General features: G+C 61.4%; 20 protein-coding genes. 15 read left to right on the forward strand and 5 right to left on the reverse strand.

Going from position 1 to position 20,899, the window contains the following annotated elements:
• Positions 1–235 precede the first annotated feature (235 nt).
• Positions 236–1,330 (forward strand): mechanosensitive ion channel family protein, encoded by a 1,095-nt coding sequence (locus tag NZ740_02630; GenBank protein MCS6770905.1) that lies wholly within the window; start codon positions 236–238, stop codon positions 1,328–1,330.
• Between the two features lie 24 nt (positions 1,331–1,354).
• Here the strand turns inward: NZ740_02630 and NZ740_02635 are convergent, their stop codons facing one another.
• Positions 1,355–1,879: an ORF6N domain-containing protein gene (locus NZ740_02635; protein ID MCS6770906.1), complete on the reverse strand. Its 525-nt coding sequence runs from the start codon at positions 1,877–1,879 to the stop codon at positions 1,355–1,357.
• 83 nt (positions 1,880–1,962) lie between these two features.
• Here NZ740_02635 and NZ740_02640 point away from each other — a divergent pair, with 83 nt between their 5' ends.
• Complete coding sequence (locus NZ740_02640; protein ID MCS6770907.1) at positions 1,963–2,544, forward strand: Maf family protein; 582 nt, start codon at positions 1,963–1,965, stop codon at positions 2,542–2,544.
• Between the two features lie 65 nt (positions 2,545–2,609).
• Here the strand turns inward: NZ740_02640 and NZ740_02645 are convergent, their stop codons facing one another.
• Positions 2,610–4,106, reverse strand: a complete 1,497-nt coding sequence (locus tag NZ740_02645; protein MCS6770908.1) for a S8 family serine peptidase — start codon at positions 4,104–4,106, stop codon at positions 2,610–2,612.
• A 98-nt stretch (positions 4,107–4,204) separates the two neighbouring features.
• Here NZ740_02645 and rsgA point away from each other — a divergent pair, with 98 nt between their 5' ends.
• The 11 genes from rsgA to NZ740_02700 all read left to right on the forward strand — a co-directional run bounded on the left by rsgA (position 4,205) and on the right by NZ740_02700 (position 15,661).
• On the forward strand, positions 4,205–5,311 hold the full coding sequence (rsgA, locus tag NZ740_02650; protein ID MCS6770909.1) for a ribosome small subunit-dependent GTPase A: 1,107 nt from the start codon (positions 4,205–4,207) through the stop codon (positions 5,309–5,311).
• Positions 5,308–5,886: a hypothetical protein gene (locus NZ740_02655; GenBank protein MCS6770910.1), complete on the forward strand. Its 579-nt coding sequence runs from the start codon at positions 5,308–5,310 to the stop codon at positions 5,884–5,886. The genes rsgA and NZ740_02655 overlap by 4 nt, the downstream gene beginning before the upstream one ends.
• 398 nt (positions 5,887–6,284) lie before the next feature.
• Positions 6,285–8,300 (forward strand): ATP-dependent zinc metalloprotease FtsH, encoded by a 2,016-nt coding sequence (gene ftsH, locus NZ740_02660; protein ID MCS6770911.1) that lies wholly within the window; start codon positions 6,285–6,287, stop codon positions 8,298–8,300.
• Between the two features lie 9 nt (positions 8,301–8,309).
• Positions 8,310–9,170, forward strand: coding sequence for a dihydropteroate synthase (folP, locus tag NZ740_02665; protein MCS6770912.1), 861 nt, complete (start codon positions 8,310–8,312; stop codon positions 9,168–9,170).
• Positions 9,167–10,045 (forward strand): diadenylate cyclase CdaA, encoded by an 879-nt coding sequence (gene cdaA / locus NZ740_02670; GenBank protein ID MCS6770913.1) that lies wholly within the window; start codon positions 9,167–9,169, stop codon positions 10,043–10,045. The genes folP and cdaA overlap by 4 nt, the downstream gene beginning before the upstream one ends.
• Positions 10,035–10,982 carry a CdaR family protein gene (locus tag NZ740_02675; protein ID MCS6770914.1) on the forward strand — a complete coding sequence of 316 codons (948 nt, stop codon included), beginning with the start codon at positions 10,035–10,037 and terminating at the stop codon, positions 10,980–10,982. Before cdaA ends, NZ740_02675 begins: the two co-directional genes overlap by 11 nt.
• A gap of 8 nt (positions 10,983–10,990) precedes the next feature.
• Positions 10,991–11,644 carry a tetratricopeptide repeat protein gene (locus NZ740_02680; protein MCS6770915.1) on the forward strand — a complete coding sequence of 218 codons (654 nt, stop codon included), beginning with the start codon at positions 10,991–10,993 and terminating at the stop codon, positions 11,642–11,644.
• A gap of 47 nt (positions 11,645–11,691) precedes the next feature.
• Positions 11,692–12,294 carry a YdjY domain-containing protein gene (locus tag NZ740_02685; GenBank protein MCS6770916.1) on the forward strand — a complete coding sequence of 201 codons (603 nt, stop codon included), beginning with the start codon at positions 11,692–11,694 and terminating at the stop codon, positions 12,292–12,294.
• Positions 12,295–12,317: 23 nt separating this feature from the next.
• A complete protein-coding gene (locus NZ740_02690) occupies positions 12,318–13,880 on the forward strand; it encodes a TIGR03790 family protein (protein MCS6770917.1) in 1,563 nt (520 codons plus the stop codon).
• A gap of 13 nt (positions 13,881–13,893) precedes the next feature.
• The gene (locus tag NZ740_02695; GenBank protein MCS6770918.1) at positions 13,894–14,682 is read left to right on the forward strand and encodes a TatD family hydrolase; all 789 of its coding nucleotides are present in this window, start codon (positions 13,894–13,896) and stop codon (positions 14,680–14,682) included.
• 10 nt (positions 14,683–14,692) lie between these two features.
• Positions 14,693–15,661, forward strand: a complete 969-nt coding sequence (locus NZ740_02700) for an ROK family protein (GenBank protein MCS6770919.1) — start codon at positions 14,693–14,695, stop codon at positions 15,659–15,661.
• A gap of 77 nt (positions 15,662–15,738) precedes the next feature.
• On the opposite strand, the gene NZ740_02705 is transcribed toward NZ740_02700, so the two are convergent.
• Positions 15,739–16,374 carry a prepilin-type N-terminal cleavage/methylation domain-containing protein gene (locus NZ740_02705; protein ID MCS6770920.1) on the reverse strand — a complete coding sequence of 212 codons (636 nt, stop codon included), beginning with the start codon at positions 16,372–16,374 and terminating at the stop codon, positions 15,739–15,741.
• Positions 16,375–16,391: 17 nt separating this feature from the next.
• Positions 16,392–16,889 (reverse strand): FHA domain-containing protein, encoded by a 498-nt coding sequence (locus NZ740_02710; protein ID MCS6770921.1) that lies wholly within the window; start codon positions 16,887–16,889, stop codon positions 16,392–16,394.
• A 174-nt stretch (positions 16,890–17,063) separates the two neighbouring features.
• On the opposite strand from NZ740_02710, the gene NZ740_02715 reads away from it, so the two are divergent.
• Positions 17,064–18,248 carry a glycosyltransferase family 4 protein gene (locus NZ740_02715; GenBank protein MCS6770922.1) on the forward strand — a complete coding sequence of 395 codons (1,185 nt, stop codon included), beginning with the start codon at positions 17,064–17,066 and terminating at the stop codon, positions 18,246–18,248.
• Complete coding sequence (locus NZ740_02720; GenBank protein ID MCS6770923.1) at positions 18,245–19,390, forward strand: glycosyltransferase family 4 protein; 1,146 nt, start codon at positions 18,245–18,247, stop codon at positions 19,388–19,390. The genes NZ740_02715 and NZ740_02720 overlap by 4 nt, the downstream gene beginning before the upstream one ends.
• 135 nt (positions 19,391–19,525) lie before the next feature.
• Here NZ740_02720 and NZ740_02725 read toward each other — a convergent pair whose 3' ends face one another.
• The gene (locus tag NZ740_02725) at positions 19,526–20,878 is read right to left on the reverse strand and encodes a GH1 family beta-glucosidase (protein ID MCS6770924.1); all 1,353 of its coding nucleotides are present in this window, start codon (positions 20,876–20,878) and stop codon (positions 19,526–19,528) included.
• Positions 20,879–20,899 lie beyond the last annotated feature (21 nt).

Consider the following 20,899-nt stretch of genomic DNA (forward strand, 5'->3'; position numbering starts at 1 on the left):
GCATCGTCCAAGCGCAACGGATTTTTTCGACCCGACTCAATAACATTAAGCATCCTACGATCATTCTGACTTCTTCGAAATTCTCCCATCGCGCGGTCTTGCCTCCGCCTCAACGGAGTTATTCCATCGAGTTCGCAAGGGGACATTTTTTAGAGAGTCAATAACAAGCGCATTCAATGGAGTTGTCTTACCGATCCTCGGCCTCTAAAAGGCTATGGATTCGGAGAACACGCTTATGGCCGACTGGTTCAGCCGACTCAACGAGACAATGATCGCCGGCAACGAATTGTGGCGAATCGGCGCATTCTTTCTCGCCATGCTGGCCGGGCTACTTGGCGGCAAAATGGCCCACTTAGCTGCATCGCGGTCCGCGGACTCCCTTCAGCGGCGAGGTCGTGAATTAGCAGGTGTTGCGCTCCGATCCATAGCCCGCGTGTTTCGGTTTGCCGGATTCATCATCGGCTTCAAGATTGGGTTCTCATTGCTGAACGCGGGACCAGACGCAACGGTATTCGCGAAAACCCTGTTTGGCGTCTTTGTAAGCCTCGCCGTCGGCTACACGGCATATTCCCTTGTCGACGTGGTCGATCACTGGCTCATTCGGTTGATGAGCCGACAAACGGGAAATCTCGGCGAGATGGTTCGCCCCATGGTGCGCGCGAGCCTGAGGATCACGGTGGTGGTGCTCACCCTTCTGCAAATCGCGCAAATTTTGACGGACAAGCCGCTGACGTCCATTCTGGCCGGCCTGGGCGTGGGCGGACTCGCTGTCGCGCTCGCCGCCCAGGATACCGTCAAAAACTTTTTTGGCTCGCTGGTCATTTTTGCGGACAAACCGTTTCTCGTCGGCGACCGCATCATCGTCGATAATACTGACGGAGTCGTTGAACAGGTTGGTTTTCGATCCACGAGGATCCGAACCCTCGAGGGAAGTCTGGTTACCATCCCGAATGGTGAACTGGCAAATAAGGCGATCCAAAATATCGGGCAACGCCCTTTCATCCGGCGAACGCTTAACCTGTCCATCCCCTACTCGTCTTCGCCGGAGAAAATTCAGCGGGCCCTGGAAATTCTCCGGGAACTCCTCGCCAATCACGAAGGGATGAAACCCGAATTGCCGCCGCGGGTTTTATTCAACGATTTTGCGCCGTCCTCGCTGAACATCCTTGTGATGTATTGGTATCATCCCCCCGACTTTTGGGCTTTCCAAGCGTTCAACGAGCGCATCAACCTTCGGATCTTTGAACGATTCACGGCCGAGGGAATCGAATTTGCGTTTCCCACGCAAACCGTTCACGTGGTCAACACGCCCGGCAGCTCACGGTCCTGATAAGTACCGGCCCGCTGTCCGCAATCACTCAAATCCGAATTTTCCGGATCGGGCAGAGGGAATGCCGGCGCGCTGAGGTTCCATCAAGAGCTTGACTGCTTCGAACACCACTCGGAAACGCCGATCGAATTTCTTCTCCAGCGCCTCGACCCTTTTTGCCAGCTCCTCGTGAGAGGCCATCAGTTGTCGGAGCCGCACGAATGCGCGCACCACGTGGAGGCTTGCCTCCACCGCCGCGGGACTGTTCAACACCGCGGCGAGCATCACCGCGCCGTGCTCGGTGAAGGCGTAGGGCAGAGAAGCCGAAAACTTTAGTTTTCGGAGGTGGTCACAAGTTGTGACCACCTTTTGTTTTTCTTCCGCCGTCAGTTGAAACATGAAATCCGGAGGAAAGCGATCCGCGTTCCGTTTCACCGCCTGATTGAGGACCTTGGTCGGCACGCCGTAGAGATCGGCAAGGTCGGCGTCCAGCATCACGCGTTGCCCTCGCAGCACAAAGATGCCGCGCTCGATCCTTTCTGTGGGCACCGGCCAGTCGGAACGACTCATAGTTCGGTTGTACCCTCTCCTGAGGCTATAACGGCATGTGCCCTTGTGTGCGGCCAAAGATCCGTGCTACTCAACCGGGCCATATGCGCCTGATTTTAGCCAGCGGATCGCCCAGGCGGCGAGCGCTACTTTCACAGCTTGGTCTGGATTTCGATGTGGACGTTTCCGGGATCGAGGAACACCCATGGCCTCGCGAGTCCCCCTATTCCTATGCGCTGCGCAACGCGACCGAAAAGGCCCGCGCCGTCGCGATCCGCCACCCCGACGCGCCGATCCTCGCGGCGGACACGATTGTCGTGCTCGAAGGCAAAATTCTGGAAAAACCGACCAGTCCGGAAGAGGCGCGCGAGATGCTTCGGTCCCTGTCCGGGCGCACCCATCTGGTCGTGACGGGGGTCTGCCTCCGCGTGCCCTGCGAATCCGGCTTTCGCGAAATGGCCGACCTCGCCCAGACTTCAGTGACGTTTCATGCCCTCACGGATGAGGACGTGGAGGTGTATATCCGGACCGGCGAACCACTCGACAAGGCCGGCGCATACGCGATCCAAGGCGGTGCCGCGAAATTCGTCGCGCGTATTGAAGGCCCATATGACAACGTGGTGGGATTACCTCTCGAGACGGTCTCCCGGCTGCTCCGTCGGGCCGGGGTGAGGTTTTCCCCTTGAGGAACCGTTTGATTCCCCACTTGCTCATCGAGCGCGGACTCGCCTCGCTGGTTGCCGAAAGAAACTCACTTAGTTGGCGAGGATTCGGAGCGGCCGCGAAGCCGCGCTTGCGCCCCCGCATCAAGCACGCCAAATCCAAAGCGCTCATCCCGACCCGGTTTGCCCGCATCCGTCACCGCAGCGCGAAGCGCATCGATCGCTTGCTGAGCCGTCGTGCCGGGGTTTCGGGCGAAAAACAGAGCGATCTCGCGCGCGACCCAGGCGCTGGCGATTGAGGTTCCTGCATATAGACCTGCGGGTCCCTGATAGCCAATCGGCATGACCGCGGCGCCGGGTGCAGCGACCGTGACAAAATCTCCGCGGTTCGAATTTTCCCAGAGGTCCCCCTTCGACGCCAAGGCGCTCACGGCTATCACCCCCTTGTAGGCGGCCGGATAGACCGGACGGCCGGTCGGTTCGTTCCCGGCCGCCGCGACGACCACCAACCCTTTTGCCTGCGCATAGGCGATCGCTTCCTCGAGGAAAGGGCTGTGCGTCGGCGTGCCCCAGCTCAGGTTCAACACACGAGCCCCTTGGCGGACCGCATAGTCAATAGCGCGTAGGATCGCGAAATTTGAAGTCACACCTCGGTCGTCAAATGCTCGTATCGCAAGAATCGGCAGTCCTTCGTCCGATGGAAGAGATCCCGTTGGCCGGATCATTCCGGATGCAAGCAGCGCCATCTGGGTTCCGTGCCCGAGGGGATCGACGGGCTCCCGATCGGGGGCCATCGCGTTGAACCGGCCGACGACCCAGGCTCCAATCCCGAGTTCGTCCCGCACCCCGGAATCCAGAATCGCGAGGGGAGGCGCCCCGCGCAGGGGCTTGGCCGGCGAGTCTGCAACGAGGGCCTCTTTTGACATCGGGCTGTCGAAATCGGCCCGCGGCAGTGGCGTCGCGAAATTCGGTTCCGCAGATTCGATTAACGGGTTGCGATTCGCCCTCTCGACCAAATCGAAGATGTTGACCCCTGGTGCCACGCGCAACTGGTAGACGCCCAGTGAGGGAACGCTGGCGACGATCGATGCGCCGACTGACCTCAGCCAATTGCGAAACTCTTCTGCGCGAACCCCCCGCGCGACGCGGACCAGGAGTTCATCCGCGACGATCAGCGGACTGTCGGGAAATGGGCCTTGAACAACCCGGAGCACGTTCTCCGGCTGAAGGGGCCGTATCCGCTCCTTCTCGCCGGGGCGAAACACGTGTAATTCAGCCAGCCGCGGCCACTCGCCCAAGGGGCCCGGGACAACCTCCCAAATCGCCGCATACGCGAACGGCTCGAGGAGGGCGGCCAGCGCCTCCTCCACCGGGGCCGCGCCGCAGGATCCCGTGACGAGCACGTCGATCGACGGGTCGTACTGCACACGGACCCCCTTTTCCGCAAACCGCGCGAGAATATTCGTCAGCGGCTCCCTCTCAACGCGAAGGCTGATCCGGTCGTGGTCGAATTGCATCTCGACCGCCCAGCCCGACACAGCCAGACCGACAACGACAATCAGAACAATCCAGGTTCGGCAGTTCACAATCAGTTGGACAACTTTCGCGGCGGTCCAATCAACCTGATATCGGCCACTTTTCGCAAGATTGTGCCGCACTCTTCGTGAAGCTAATATACCTGCGCATGACGTCAGGCAGAGAAGATTCGGCCCGCCTGCTATCCCTCGGATTTGACGAATATTTCGCAGCTTGCGCAGCGGCTTGCGGAGCGACCGGATCGCCCGCCCGCGTGGTGCGCGACGGGCGCGACCTTTGGCACATTGTCGACGAAGGCGGGGAGCGTATTGCCGCGTTATCCGGCCGCTTCCGGAAATCCATCGTCTCGCGCGCCGACTGGCCCGCGGTGGGCGACTGGGTTATGGCGGAAACCAGACCCGACGCGGATCGCGCCACCATCCATGCTGTTTTGCCGCGTAAAACCGCGATCCGCCGAAAACTGCCCGGCGAAGAGGTCGATTCCCAAATTGTGGCCGCGAATGTCGACCTCGTATTTATCGTCAGCGCGCTGGATGGAGGCCGCAATTTTCACCCTCGCTCGATCGAACGCTATCTCGCTCTCGTGCGGGAGAGCGGCGCCCAACCGGCGCTCATCCTGAATAAGTCGGACCTATGCGCGCAGCCGTTGCCCTTCCTTGAGCAGGCACGCGCCCTCGCACCGGATACCCCCGTCTGTCTCACCTGCGCTCTGACCGGTCAGGGGATGGACGCGGTCGTCCGGCTCACCGAACCGGGCCGAACATGTGCCTTTATCGGACCATCCGGCGTTGGAAAATCTGCCTTGGTCAATTGGCTTATGGGGAAGGAAGTGAAAGAAACCGGCGAAGTTCGGGAGACCGACCGCCGAGGCCGCCATACCACCACGTATCGGGAGCTTCTCATGCTTCCAAATGGAGCGTTGGTGATCGATACGCCCGGCCTTCGTGAAATACGAATCTGGGCGGACGAGGACCACCTCGCCGAACTCTATCCCGAGATCGCCGAGCTCGCGGCCGGCTGCCGGTTTTCTGATTGCCGTCATGACCGGGAACCAGGCTGCGCCGTCCGGCAGGCCGTCGAGCATGGAAGCCTGCCCCCCGAGCGGCTTGCTGCATTCCATCAACTGCGAGCGGAATTAGCCGAATTGGCTGAGCGACGGAGAATCCATGAACGCAGGCGGGAGCGCCGACACCGCCGAATCCTACAAATCGGCATAGATCGAGAGACGGCGGTCAAACGGGGACGCGGCGAATGAAGCCCGCTCCCCATTACCTTCGAGAGGCCATAACTCTTGTGATGGCCGCAGCTTCGGTCGCATCGGCTTTCGGGTCGGACCCTAGACCCGAGATTCCTGCGGAGTCGTCTGTCCAGACTGGCCGCACGGAACAGGCAGACTCCGACGCAGGGAATCGACGAACCAATTCGCCTCCACCGGTCCTCGTTGGACTCTCTCTGGCAGTTGGAACAGGGGGGTGGATCATCTCCGGTGTCGATTGGAACTCCGCAGATCCGCGCGCCGACGAAACCGAACCTTCACGGCCTGAGCCACTAGCCCCCACAGGAGAACTGCCGGAGAGGAAGGACGTACTGGAATTCCGCTGGAGCCCCGTTGAGGGCGCGCTCGGCTATTTAGTGGACGTCGACCTCTGCTCAAACGGCGATGCTTGTACGGACTATCGGTTCGATCGCGTTGTCGAAACGTCGTTTGCGACAAGCTGGCCATCCGGTGTAGATCGGGGCCGCTGGCGCGTACGTGCCATTTTCGAAGGGAATCTGGCAGGACCTTGGAGCGAATTCCAAGTCTTCATGTTTCCCCCCCCGGAGCCATAACGCCCGGAGACCAATCGCGGTCAGGGAGCGGCGCCATGCGGGGGAGAGTGATTGGGTTCGCCTATCCATCCCCGCTGATCCCGTCAAAACACTGCAGAAATGTCCGCGTTTCAGATGAAAAGTCGGGCGGAGGGGATGCCGACAACGCAGCCCGATCGCCCGTCAGCGCCGTCGCTAGCCGACTCTCTCTTTGGCTTGACCCTTGGCGTTCGGCGTTTACGCCAACCTCACCCCCACACACTGAGTATCTACCACACGTCAGTCTTGCGTAAGCGCGACTTCGTGTCGAACCTCATAATCCGCCCGGGTTCGCGGCTCTCCCCCTTTCCATGACACTCTTGCCATCGTTCCTTGCCGAAGTTCCGTTTATCGGATAAGGTACTTCGGAGAGTTTCATCATGGATTCGTCTCCAAAGAATTCGCCCGGTTCATCGTCCGACGACAACCGCATGCCGTTTCGCGGCATGGCCCTCTGGTTCTTGCTACTGGCCGGCCTTCTATTCATCTTTCAGATGTTTTCGCAAGGCCCTGAGCGCGTCTCGAAAATCCCCTACAATCCCGATTTTCTTGCGCTGATCGAAGAGGGCAAAATTCAGAAGGCGGAAATCGTGATGGAAATGTCCGGTTTTCGCTTCGTGCGGGGGGAGTTGAAGGAGATCGACGAAAAAACCGGTCGGCCGAAGAAATTCAAGGTCAACATTGCATCAACAGATGAGGTTCAGAAGCGCCTGACCGAAAAGGGTATTCCCTTCGAGGTGATCCCGCAAAATCCCTATCTTTGGCAGGTGTTGTCGGGCGCGATCCCCTTCCTGCTGGTGATGGGGCTGCTGTACTTCCTTTTCATGCGCCAGATGCGGATCGCCGGCAAGGGCGCGATGAGTTTCGGGAAAAGCCGCGCCAAACTTTTGCAGAAAGGAAAAAATCGCATCACCTTTGCCGATATCGCGGGGGTTGAAGAGGCAGAGGAGGAAGTCACTGAAATTGTCGAATTTCTCAAGGATCCGAAGCGCTACCAAAAACTGGGCGGCCGAATTCCGAAGGGCGTTCTCCTCGTCGGGCCGCCCGGCACCGGCAAGACTCTCCTCGCCAAGGCCATTGCGGGCGAGGCGAATGTTCCGTTCTTCAGCATCAGCGGTTCGGATTTTGTGGAGATGTTTGTCGGCGTCGGCGCCTCCCGCGTGCGGGACATGTTTGAACAAGCGCGAAAACATGCGCCCTGCATCATCTTTATTGACGAAATCGACGCGGTCGGCCGGAGCCGTTTCAGCGGGATCGGCGGGGGCCACGACGAACGCGAGCAGACCTTGAACGCCCTGCTCGTGGAAATGGACGGCTTCGACACGCAGGAGGGCATCATCATTATTGCCGCCACCAATCGGCCGGATGTGCTCGACAACGCGCTGCTGCGGCCCGGCCGGTTCGACCGCCAGATTGTGGTGGACCTGCCCTCGCTTGAAGGCCGGGAGGCCATCCTCAAAATCCACACCAAAAAGGTCCGGCTGGCGAAAGATGTGGACCTCCGCCGAATCGCGCGCGGAACACCCGGCTTCTCAGGCGCGGACCTGGCCAATCTGGTGAACGAAGCGGCGTTACTCGCCGCCCGCCGCGGGGCCGAATTCGTAGAAATGAAAGATCTTGAGGAGGCGCGCGACAAGGTCCGGTGGGGCCGAGAGCGGCGCAGCCGCCTGCTCGACGAGCAGGAAAAACGGCTGACCGCCTACCATGAGGCCGGTCACGCGATCGTCCTCGCGCTTCAGGAAGAGAGCGAGCCGTTGCACAAAGTCACGATCATCCCGCGGGGGCAGGCCTTAGGCGCTACAATGCAGCTTCCGGAGAAAGATCGTTATACCCAAGGCCGGCGGAAATTGCTGGGCATGCTGGTTGGCCTGATGGGTGGCCGCGCCGCCGAGGAACTGGCCTGCAGCGATATTACCACTGGAGCTCAGAACGACCTGAAGCAGGCGACTCGCCTGGCCCGCATGATGGTGTGCGATTGGGGGATGAGCCCCGAGCTCGGTCCGCAGTCATTCGGCGAGCGCGAGGAATTGCTGTTCCTCGGACGCGAAGTGTCCCGAAGCCAGGACTACAGCGAAGCGACCGCCCAGAAAATCGACCAGGAGGTCAATCGAATGCTTCGGGAAGCCTATGCGAAGGCGATTGAGATTCTTCGGACCCATCGCGACAAGCTTGACCTTGTCGCCCGGATGCTGATCGAACGGGAAACCTTGGAGGGCTACGAAGTGATGGAGCTCATCCGCTACGGGCGTTTGCTATCCGAAGCTGAGCGGCAGGCGCTTTCCAATACAGCCCCTCCGCCATCGCCCGCTCCATCGCCTTCGGCCGTGCCGGTGACCCAACCGGCGTCCCGCGAGGAACCCGTTCTCGGCGCAAATCCGACCCCCTCCCCCGCGTAGAGGGGCTACATGGCTCCCGCGTTGCTCTGGCGGTGCCGAGACCGGCTGATCGATTGTTCTGCGCGTCCGCTTGTGATGGGCGTGCTCAATGTCACCCCGGATTCCTTTTCGGACGGCGGCCGGTATCTCGACAGTGAACGAGCGGTCGAACGCGGCCTGGAAATCGCCAGCGAGGGGGCGGATATCATCGATGTCGGCGGCGAATCTTCTCGGCCCGGCGCCGTGCCCGTGTCGGCGGAGGAAGAGCTTCGGCGAGTCAAACCGGTCATTGAAGAGCTTGCCCGCCGGACGGATCGGCTGATTTCGATCGACACTTCGAAGGCCGCAGTGGCGGAGGCGGCGCTGGCCGCGGGAGCCCACATCATCAACGACATTTCGGCGCTGCGCGGTGACGCTCGGATGGCGGCGCTTGCCCGCGAAACCGGTGCTGGAGTGGTGCTGATGCACATGCAGGGCACGCCGCAAACCATGCAGATCGATCCGCGGTACGAGGATGTGGTTCGCGAGGTCAGCGACTTTCTCAGCGAGCGAATCGACGCCGCCTGCCGGGCAGGGATCAATTGGGAATGCCTCGCGATCGATCCCGGCATCGGATTTGGCAAAACCGTCGAACACAACGTCGCTCTGTTGGCCCATCTTTCACGCCTTACGGCTATGGGCCGCCCCGTACTTGTCGGCGTTTCGCGAAAGCGTTTCCTCGGAGCCCTCACGGGTCGGGACGTCCATGACCGACTCTTGCCCAGCCTGGCCGCGCTCGCGTTTTCGGTGGCGCAAGGGGCGCACATTTTGCGAGTCCACGACGTGAAGGAGTCTTGCGAAACGGCTCGACTGGTGGCTATCCTGCGATCAGGCCGTGTGCCACCGAAATGACGTTTAAGGATCGAATCGTTTTTCCCGGGCCGAATGGCCTGCTCGAAATCGCCTTCATGGCGGTGGCCATCTATTATTTGCTTCTCTTTTTCAAAGGCACTCGCGGCGCCCAGGTTCTCTACGGGTTGGGCATCCTCTATCTCGGCCTCATGGCGTTGACCTACCTGTTCGAGCTGGACACGCTTAACTGGCTTATCCAGCGTTTCACGGTCTACCTCTCGGTCGCGCTATTGATCATCTTTCAACCGGAGATTCGCCGCGCTCTAGCGGAGCTGGGGCCCCGCCATTTTTCCGCCGGCGAGCGGGAAGATCGCGCTACGGTTGAAGCCCTCCTGGAGGCGGTGCGCCGGCTCGCCGAAAACAAAATCGGCGCGCTGATTGCCATCGAGCGTGGCGTCAATACGGCGCCCTATCAAGAGGCGGCGACGCGGTTGGACAGCCTGCTGTCGCCGGAATTGCTCACGTCAATTTTTTTCCCCAACAGCCCCCTGCACGATGGCGGCGTGATCATTCGCGGCGGCCGCATCGTTGCCGCAGGATGTTTGTTCCCCCTTTCGCAAAAACCCGAACTGAGCCGTTCGCTCGGCACCCGCCATCGGGCAGCCATCGGCCTCTCCGAGGAGACCGATGCGATCGTGATCGTAGTTTCCGAGGAAACGGGCACCGTATCCGTCGCCTACAAGGGCCGCTTGCGGCGCGGCATCGAGCTGGACCGCCTCGAGCGCTTCCTCATCAACATGCTCGTCCGGGCAAGGCATGCAGGGACTTCAACCGCCGCGCGCTCCCGACGATGGCTCGAGGTTTTGCGGCTGCCTCGTCCGCGCGTCCGGGAGACCGTGGCCGCCGCCCTCAATGAGGGTTCTCATGGCCGCTAACCCCTATCTGCTGCTTCGAGCCGTTCGCAATAACTGGCGGCTCAAGTTGATCTCGGTGGCCCTCGCGGTCTTCGCGTGGTATGCCGTCCGTGAATTTACCAGTTACACATCCGTTGTGCGTGAAGTCCGCGTGAATGTCCTTCTCGACGAAGGGTGGGCTGTGCTGGATCGGTCGGTGGAGGATGTCGACGTGCTTTGCCGAGGGTCTCAGAGCGATATCCGTTATCTGACCCGCGACCAGGTGCGCGTCGAGGTCGATCTGCGGGGCCGCTCTGTTCCCGGCGCGATCGAGGTGCCGCTCAGACCGCAAAACGTCAAAATCTCGGGCGGCGCGAGAGCCGTCAGTGTCGAGCCACCCGAATTGACGCTGACGCTCGACCGCGAAGGCGAGCGCGTCGTGCGCGTCCGCCCGGACATTGTGGGCAATCCGCCCGAGGGCTTTGAACTCGCCGAAATCACCGCCACGCCCGCAGAGGTCCGCCTGCAGGGGCCGCAGGGCCGGCTGGCCGCGGTCTCGGAGGTGCGCACCGCCCCGATCGACCTCGAGGGCCGGCTCAAATCTTTTTCGCTCACGCGGACGATTCTGCCGCCCAGTGAGCTCTGGAGCGCGCGTGTGGACCCCGACCGCGCGCGCGTGGACGTGCGGATCGTGGAACGTTCATCAGCAGCCGAGCTTTCCGGCATCCCGATCCGCCTACTGGTCCCGCCCGGCACGCCACAGATTCGAATCATCGACGGCCGAGACCAGGTAAAATTGACGATCCGAGGCCGTGCGGATGCTGTACGCCAGCTAACGACCACAAATGTGACCGCCTTCGTCGATTGCTCCGGCCTGGAACCCGGCCGGGCGGCCGAACTGCCCGTTTTGGTCAACGCCCCGGCCGGCGTTGAAATTGTGAATCGAGAACCATCGCACATTACGGTCCAATTGCTATAATGCTGACTATGCGAATACGTCTCGCATGTCTGCTGCTCATCATCGTCGGGACTGCCTATCAGCTTCATGCCGACGAGGCGGAGGAGACCGTCGATTCGCTCATCGCCCAAATTTACGAGATGTCGTCGAAGCTTCCGGAGCACTCGCGCGTCGCCGATCCGCGGCTGAGCAAGCTCGCTGCGCTGTATGAGCAGAATCGCCTCGAGGAACTCGTCATAGAGTCGCGTGAAATCATCCGTGCGGATCCGGCCAACCTCCCCGCGCGCTACTATGCCGCGACCGCCCTCATTTCGCTGCGGCGATATGAAGCCGCGCGCACCCTCCTCGAGCAGTTGCTTGAATTGCACCCGCAGCATCCCGCGCTGCTGAACAATCTGGCCTGGCTCTACGCTGCTGCCACGGATCCGGCAATCCGCCAGCCGCAGCGGGCCCTCGAGCTGGCCCGCCGCGCGGTCGTCATTGAGCCCAACAGCTTCCACATTTGGAACACCCTCTCCGAGGCTTATTTCGTCAACCGTGATTTCGAGCGCGCCTTGCGGGCCGCGGAGGAAGCCCTTCGCCTCGCCGAACAGCAGAAGGCGCCCGCCGATCTAATCGCCAAATACATCAACCACGCTGAAAAATGCAAAGAAGCCCTCACCGCCTACTCGATATTCGAATAATCGTTGCAATCGCCGTCTTCATCTGCGCCGGGTGCGCGACCGCCGAGGTGGCTCAGGCGCCAGCCGAGCCGAAACCGCCCGCACTGGATCCCGGACGATGGAAATCCCTCGGAACGGTGTCCGTCGATCCGGATGTCCGCGCCGTCATCGCCACGGGCTTTGTCAACCAGGTAGAGGGCGCCATCGAACTGCTGATCTGCGGACCCGGCGGGAAAACCCACGAAAGCGTCTTCGTGATGCAGGCACATCCGATGGACCTGCAGACAGCCCTCCTCCTGCTGAACCTCGAACCAGGACCTCCGCGCTCTGAATTGGGTGAGGGCCCGCCGCTGGGGCCCACCGTGGATATCTGGGTCCAGTGGGAAGACGATCAGGGTCGGACTGTCTCGCATCCCGCCGAAACGTTCGCCTACAACATCGAAACCAAAGAGGTCCTGCCCCATTCCGGCTGGGCCTTCACCGGTTCCGTGGTGATCGACGGCCAATTCAAGGCTCTCGCTGAAGAAAGTTTTGCCGCGACATACTGGGATCCGTGGGCCATTCTCAACATCCTCAACGAAGTGGGGGCGAACGACGAAATCCTCGCCGTCAATCGTGCGCTGGTTCCGCCGCTTGGCACGCCGGTCCGTTTTGTGATCGTTCCCCGTTAGATCTTATCGCCACCGCTGCCATCATGCGCCGCGTCGTGGCGATCCTTGCCTTCCTCCTCGCCGCCGCGGCCGCTGGCGCGGGCGATGACCGCGACGGCGTCGTGTTGTTGGTCAACCGCGCCGTCCCTGAGTCCCGCGCCCTCGCCGAGCTCTACTGCCAGCTTCGCGGCCTGCCGCTGGAGCGGATCTGCGAGCTTGAGCTGCCCCTCGATGAGCAGATCAGCCGCGAAGACTACGAACGACTTCTCCGCGACCCGCTGCTGGACTGGTTGAGGCGCGAGGGCTGGATCGATCAAATCAAACGGGACCCTCGCCGCGTGCGCAGCCACGAATCCGGTTGGGTCACCGTCAAATCGCGCTTGCGCATCCTTTGCTCCTTTTACGGCGTTCCGATTCACATTCGCGATACCCGCCCCTGGCTGCTGGAAAAAATCCGAAATCTTCTTACGCGATCCCCGCAACGGGACGAAGCCGCCGTCGATTCGGAACTCGCCCTCCTGTTGCACAGCCCTTATGACATCGAAGGCCGCATCGGCAACCCATGCTTCGGCCAGCTCCGCTGGGACCATTCCGCCGCATCCGGGTTTGTCATCCTTGCGGCCCGACTTGACGGTCCCGATCCCGACGTGGTCGAACGCATGATGCGCGACGCGGTCGACGCCGAACGCAACGGGTTGCATGGCCGGATGTATTTCGATCTGCGCCAGGCCGCATCAGACGAGTACAAGCTTGGGGATTTCTGGATCACCGAGGCCGCCGAACGATTTTCGCGAGAGGGTTATGACGTCGTCATCGAGCGCACGGAGCTTCTGTTCCGCGAGATCGACCCGATGGATCATGCAGCCCTCTACCTCGGGTGGTATGCCCCGCACGTAACCGGGCCGTTCGCGCGCACGGGCTTTGCGTTCCGGCCGGGCGCGATCGCCAACCATCTCCACTCCTTCAACGCCGCCCGCCTGCGGACTTACACGAACCACTGGGTCGGCCCTCTGTTGGCCGCCGGAGCCGCCGCAACGTGGGGTTCTGTGTCCGAGCCCTTTCTCGGTGCAACGCCGCACCTTCCCATCTTCGCCGACCGGCTCTGCCGGGGGGCGACGTTCGCGGAAAGTGTCTATCTCTCGCTGCCGTTCCTTTCTTGGCAGATTACCGTCATCGGCGACCCGCTCTACCGCCCGTTTGCCACTCCTCCCGACGAGCAGGCTCGGAACCTCGAGACCGCCGGACGCCTGGAAGAGCTTGCATGGGTTGAGCTACGAAAGATCAATCGGCTTGTTCGCGAGGGCCGTCTTCTGATTGCGCTGGATCAGGCCCGCGCCGCCTTGCGACAGCGGGAAAGCGCGCCGCTACACGAGAAGGTCGCCAGTCTCCTCGCGACGAACGGACTGATCGACGAATCCATCCCCCACTATGAGCGGGCTCTCGAACTGGCGACCGACGCCGGAGAGGCCCTTCGGATCGGGAGCGACTATCTGGCTCACCTTCGAGCGGCGGGCCAGGACAGCCTCGCGGAAGGCGTAGAAACCCGACTTCGAGAACGATGGCAAAATAGCCCCTTCCTCGGCCTGCTCGAGCCTGATGGCCGGTAAAGCGATAAAAAATATGCCGACTTTCTTCGATACCCACGCTCATCTGGATACCTTTGACGAAGACGGCTCTTTGCACGACGTGCTGGACCGAGCCCGGAATGCCGGTGTGAGGCGGATCGTCGCGATCGGCGGCACGCCGGCAGCAAATGCGCGAGCGCTCTCGCTCACGCGAGAAAATTCTGACATGCTTCGGGCGGCGGTCGCCTACGACCGCGACGAGGCCAGGGCGGGGCACGACATCGATGCCCTTCGCCTCCTCGTTCGCGACCCGCTCTGTGTTGCTGTTGGTGAGACGGGCCTCGACTACCACTACAGCCCCGAAACCCGCGCCGAACAGATGGCCCTCTTTGAGCGCATGTTGACCCTTGCCGCTGAAATGGGGAAACCCGTGGTCATCCACAGCCGCGACGCTGAATCGGACACTCTTGCCGCCCTCCGCGCCCACGTCCGGCAACCGGGGGTGCCCGTAGATCGTCCCGGCGTGCTTCACTGCTTCACCGGCTCGCTGGAGTTCGCCCGTCATGCAGCCGATCTCGGTTTTTTCATCAGTTTCAGCGGAATTTTGACGTTCAAAAACGCCGACTCTCTTCGGAAGATCGCCCGCCAACTTCCGGCCGATCGGATTCTGGTCGAGACCGACGCTCCCTACCTTGCCCCGGTACCGCACCGCGGCTCGCGCAACGAACCTGCTCGGGTTGCCGTCGTAGCCGCCGCGCTTGCCGACACCCGCCAGGTTCCGTTAGAAGAAATGGCACAGCAACTGTGGGACAACGCCAACCGATTGTTCGGATGGCCATCATGAGGACCTGCCCATGAATGAATCAGAAATGCGTCATGCGATCGGCGTCGATTTCGGCGGCACCTCCGTCAAGCTCGCGCTCGTCAACGAGCGCGGCGTCATTCTGGGCCGGCGCAAATTCGAGACCCGAGAGGCCCCCACCCAGGGCGAATGGCTCGAACGCGTTGCGCGGGAGGTTCGTGACCTTCATGAAAAAGAGGGCGGAAACTGCCCGATCGCCGGTGTCGGTGTGGGCGTGCCTGGATTTGTCGATTTCGAGCGCGGGTACATCTACGAACTGCCCAACGTTCCAGGCTGGAATGGCGTCCACCTCGGTCCGATGCTCGAAGACCGGCTTGGCCTCCGCACGCGCATCGACAATGACGTCAACGCGATGGCGCTCGGGGAATGCACTTTTGGGGCTGGGAGAACGTATCAGCACGCCGTCTTTGTGACGCTGGGCACAGGCGTCGGCGGAGGACTGCTGATCAACAACAAGCTTTACCGCGGCGCGCATTGGATGGCGGGCGAAATCGGCCATGTGTCGATTGACATGAACGGAATTCCGTCGCCGACTGGATTTGGCGGCGTCGAGCAGTATGTGGGCAATCGCCGCATCGTCGAGCGGATGGAAAAGGCGATCGACTCGGGCCGCCCCACCATTCTGCTCGACCTCGTGGGCGGCGACCGCTCAAAACTTTCGCCGAGGGTGCTCAAAGAGGCAGCCGACAAGGGGGATGCGGTAGCACTCGAAATTCTGGATTATGTGACCGACTGCCTTGCGACGGCATTCGCCTCGATCACCTATATTTTGCAACCCCAGGCATTTATCGTTGGCGGCGGGGTTGCCGAGGATGCGAAGCTGCTCTTCCAACTGCTGCGCAAAAACGTCGACAAGCGCCTCAGCGCCCACTTCTCCCGAAGGCTCGAAATCAAACCGGCCGAACTCGGGTCCGACGCTGGCGTTATCGGGTGCGCAACCCTCGCGCTGATCGAACAGTAAGGCAGACAGCCGCCGCCCAACCGGCATCCGGTATTCCCTCACTTCGAGGACGGACGACATTGCCCGACAGACTAACCTTAGAGACCTCCTGAAATTGGCGAATCTGACCGATTCGACGCTACGTGCCCGGCCGGCAGCCACCAAACGGCCTCGTGGGGCGCAGACATTCCCTGCAGCAAAAGCGATAAGCGAGCGGCGCGCGGGACGATCGTGCTCCCTGAATCGGGCGGCCAGTTTGAATACCAGGTGCTCCCGTCATGAAGCTGCAGTTCCAGAAAACGAACCCGACGGGCGACAATGTTGGTAGCGGCGCGGATCGAACCGGACAGCGGAGTCAGCACACGTATTAGATCACGATTGTCTTCGTCGGAACCCTTAAGCGCATAGTGGACACGGTACGGGTTTCCCCATAGCCACTCCTCGGCACGCCCCTCTGAAAACACCGCGCAAAACGACACCGAAAACGGCGTGGAGGAAAGTGCCAGCGCACAGGAGAGATCCCCTGCCGGTACGAACATCGCGGTGAGGTCGGCTTCGATCCTCGATGCGGCCGTGGCCGATAACCGAGCAGTGCCCGTCCGCTCAAGAAGGGTAGCCACAGCCCGCGATGAGACACTCAACGCAATCCACACGATCCCGGCAACGAGTGCGGCAATCGACAGGGCAACCAATAGCTCAACCAGGGTGAAACCGGATGAGCGATCGCCGGACATTCGGGGGCGCAGACCCGCTAATTCGAAAACAGCTTGACGAGCAGGTAAAGGTTGACCCCGAGGGCGATAGCAGCCAGCCCGATGATGACCGGCATCCAGACGTTCAGATTCTCACGCCGCCGCGCGCCGAAGGGCGAAATGTTGTCGAACGACTCGGGCATCGCCGCGGTACCCTGGCTTTCCAGGACCTCCGTCTGAACGGCAGCCTGAGCATCCTCGAAACTCATGGTTTCCGAGTTGAAGAGAAATTCCACGGAGCCAATCTGGATGAGGTCTTTCGGACGCAGGACCGCTTCCTTAATTTCGCGCGAATTGACCCGGGTGCCGTTCGTCGATCCGAGATCGCGCAAGACGTAGGCGTCGCCTTCCCGTTTGATCACGGCGTGATGTCCGGAAACCGTGGCGTTGCTGATGGCGATGAGGTTATCCGAGGCGCGGCCGATGGTGACCTCCTCTTCGCCGATCGGAAAAGATTTGCCCTTCAGGTCGCCAGACATGCCGATGAGTACTGCCATGCGAGTCCTCCGACGTTGTCGCGATAATCGCATGTGGAGGATGGAGTGTCAACGCGTGCGCGCTTCGAGCGTGGAAGCCGTTCCGCCGGCCGGTGTCTCGGATCACGCGGGTTCGCCTGGATTCCATCATGGCATCGGCCGCATATCCCCGATACACTTCCGACTCACATATTCATGAGGGTTTGCGTCGATATCCAATCGGCCGTTGGCGCCCGCGCCGGCGTGGGCCGCTACACGATGTTCCTGGTTCAGCATTTGGGGCTCGAGCGCGGCCCGAATGAGGTCGCGGCATTCCATTTCGATTTCAGGCGACGCGGTCCGCCTTTTGCCGCCGAGGGCGTACAGATGCGTCGGGCCGTCGGCATTCCGGGACGCCTCCCGCAGTTTGCCTGGAAAACCACTGGATGGCCGCCATTCGATTGGTTCGCGGGATCCGCGGATGTGTACCATTTTCCCAACTTTATCATCCCTCCCCTGTCTCGCGGCGCGGGAGTGGTCACCATTCACGACCTGGCCTTTTTGCGCCATCCGGAAACGATCGAATCCAAGAACCTCGCCTATCTGCGCCGACACATTCGGGAAACCGTCCGCCGCGCCGATGCGATCATCGCCGTTTCAGAGTTCACCGCTCGGGAAATTGTCGAGCTGCTCGGCGCTTCGCCCGATGTCGTGCATCCGATCCACTCAGGGTTGGACCCTGCAATGCGGCCGGCGCCGCCGGAAGCCATTCGATCGCTGTGCGCGCGGCTCAACCTGGACCGTCCCTATCTGCTGTCCGTCGGAACACTCGAGCCGCGCAAAAACTTCACCTTCCTCGTCGAGATCTTCGAGCGGCTGACCTCGTTCGACGGCGTGCTCGCGATCGCCGGTCGCCGCGGTTGGAAATTCGAGCCGATTCTTTCGCGAATTAACCAATCGATCCGCCGCGATCGCATCCGCCTCCTCGAGACTCTGCACGAATCAGACCTGCCGGCGCTCTATTCAGGGGCTGAATTGTTCATCCTGCCTTCCCTTTACGAAGGGTTCGGGTTCCCACCACTGGAAGCCATGGCATGCCACACGCCTGCCGTGGTCTCAACGGGCGGCGCTCTCGCGGAAGTCTGCGCGGACGGCGCGCTGGTGATTGACGGGTACGACCCCAACGAATGGGCCTTTCGCATAGCTCGGCTGCTCGATTCCACAACGGAGCGAGAGGAACTCCGGCGCCGGGGAATCGCGCGTGCGGCTCAATTTTCCTGGCGCGAGACCGCACGGCGCACCTGGGCGGCCTATGAGGCATCACTCGCTCGGCACGAAAGCAATGCGCCGCCGAAGTCGAAGCGAACCACGTCCTCTGAACAGCTCTCTTTCAAACCGTGAAGATCTGCATCGACGCACGCTGGATTTTTAGGGAACTCTCCGGCATCGGGCTCTACACACAGGAACTCATCCGCGCCCTCGCGCGCATCGATACCGAGAACGACTATATCCTTCTTTTCCAATCGGCAGAGTTGGAGGATCGCGTACGGGCCGACACGCGCTTCCACGAATCACCGCGCTTCCGCTCGATTCGGGTGCCGTACGGCGTCTTTGACCTGCGAAGTCAGATCGCGCTCCCTGGCCTTCTCGCCAGGCTTCATATCGACGTGTTTCACTCCACCAATTACATGATGCCCCTGTTCCGCCTCGGGCGGTTTCAGCGCGTGGTCACGATCCACGACCTGATCCCCCTGCTGTTCCCTGACCATGCCCCCAAGTCCCGAAAAACACGACTCTTCCCTCTCTACAGGCGACTGATGCTCGAAGTCGGCCGGCGTGCCGAGATAATTCTCGCCCCCAGCGCGTCGACGCGCAGGGATATTCTCAGAGAGCTGCAAATCCCGCAGGATCGGGCCTACCGGGTGGTGGTCACTCCGGAGGGCGTCACTCCGGACTTTCGCCCCGGCCCGCGCCCCACCGATCGCAAAGAAAAGGTGATCCTGTATGTCGGCCGGCTGGATCCCTACAAAAACGTGCCGCGCCTCGTCGAGGCGCTCGCCGGCGTGCGCGCGAACGGCGTGCCCGCTCGACTGCGGTTGGTGGGTCCGCCAGATCCACGTTACCCTGAGGCGCGAGACCGCGCACGGGAGCTTCACGTGGAACCCTTTGTGGACTGGGTCGGGTACGTATCGCACGACCAACTGATTCGCGAATACCAGACGGCTGATGTCTTCTGTTTGCCGTCCCGCTATGAAGGATTTGGCCTGACAGTGCTCGAGGCGATGGCCTGCGGGACGCCGTGCGTGTGCAGCAATATCGGGTCGCTCCCCGAAGTGGCCGGCGACGCCGCGCGCACGGTCGATCCCGCGATTCTTCCCCAACTGGTGAGCGCTCTCACCGAAATTCTCAGCGATCCGGCTCTCTGGCATGAGCTTTCGCGCCGCGGGCTTCAGCGTGCAGCGCAGTTCACGTGGGAACGAACCGCGCGACTGACCCTTGACGCCTACCGGCGCGCCGCCGAATCCGCATCAGGAACAAATTAGTCACGCCGCAATCGGTTCAGCGAACAACCTCAAGGCCCTCGCCATTCCTAGCGGGCGGCTCCGAAAGTCAACCGTAGACTTGACGCAGCTCTAAATTCATTTCGGGTCGGCAATTCCAGCTCCGGCCCGCCGAACCTAATCTCGCCCCAAGCCGCGCCGGATTCGATCCCGATACCAAAATGCGCTATCTTTCGGAATCCGCTGAAGCGTCGACCAATCTACCCAGACAATTCCGAACCGCTGTCGATATCCGCATTGCCACTCAAAATTATCCAGAAGCGACCAGACGAAGTAACCGTCCAACGGCGCGCCGTCGCGCTTTGCACGCTCACAAGCGTCGATATGGCTCGCCAGATAATCGATGCGGCGCTGGTCCTTTACGCGGCGGTTTTCGTCCGGCCCGTCTCCGTAGCTGGCGCCGTTTTCTGTCACAAGCATCGATGTGGGGGCATAGTCGCGAGTGATTCGCATCAAGGTCTCGTATAGGCCCTGCGGATAGACCTCCCATCCCATCTCGGTCGGCTCGCCTTCCGGGGGCAGACTCCGAATCTCGCCTGGCGCATCCCCGGCGGCCACTCGGGCGCAGGTGTAGTAATTGACTCCCAGAAAATCGATGGGGCGGCTAATTTCCTCAAAATCTCCAGCATGGACGAAGGGGAGAGGGCCGGCCGGAAGTCGACCATCTCGCCGGTATGCCGCGACGCGGTCCTCGGGATAGGCCCGCCTGAACAGCGGATCGAGATACCAACGGTTGAAATCGCCGTCGAGGGCGCGCGCGGCTTCGGCGTCCTCCGCGCGCGCAGAGGCGGGTATCACCCAGAGCTGGTTCAGCACGATCCCAACTTTTGCGCCGGGGACGTTCGCGCGTAGAATCGGCACAGCCCGTCCATGCGACAGCAACAGATGGTGCGCTGCCGCGAGCGCCGCCGCTGGATCGCGCACACCGGGCGCGTGAATTCCGTTCGAATAGCCAAGGGTCGCGATACACCAGGGCTCGTTGTGGGTTGTCCAGTATTTCACGCGGTCTCCGAGCGCTCGGCTCACCCGGTCCACATATCGGGCAAAGTCATCCACAATATGCCGGTTCCGCCACCCGCCCTCGTCCTCCAGGGCCTGGGGCAGATCCCAGTGGTAGAGCGTCACGAACGGCTGGATGCCCTGCTCTAGGAGCGCGTCGACCAGCCGATCATAAAACGCGATCCCGCGTGGCTCCTCGCGCCCGCGACCCTCAGGAAAAATTCGAGGCCATGCGATCGAAAAGCGGTATGCATTGACATCAAGCTCCGCCATCAGCGCGATGTCCTCTGCGTACCGATGATAGTGGTCGCACGCCACATCGCCCGAATCCCCCCGTTCGACGGCCCCCGGCACACGGCAAAAGCGGTCCCAGATCGATTCCCCGCGACCGTCCTCCCGCACAGCGCCTTCGATTTGATAGGCCGACGTAGCGACCCCCCACCAGAATGTCTTGGGCGATGATTGGCTCATGCGTCGTGGCTCTCCATGCAG

Source organism: Kiritimatiellia bacterium, assembly GCA_025054615.1.
Taxonomy (GTDB): Bacteria; Verrucomicrobiota; Kiritimatiellia; order CAIVKH01; family CAIVKH01; genus JANWZO01.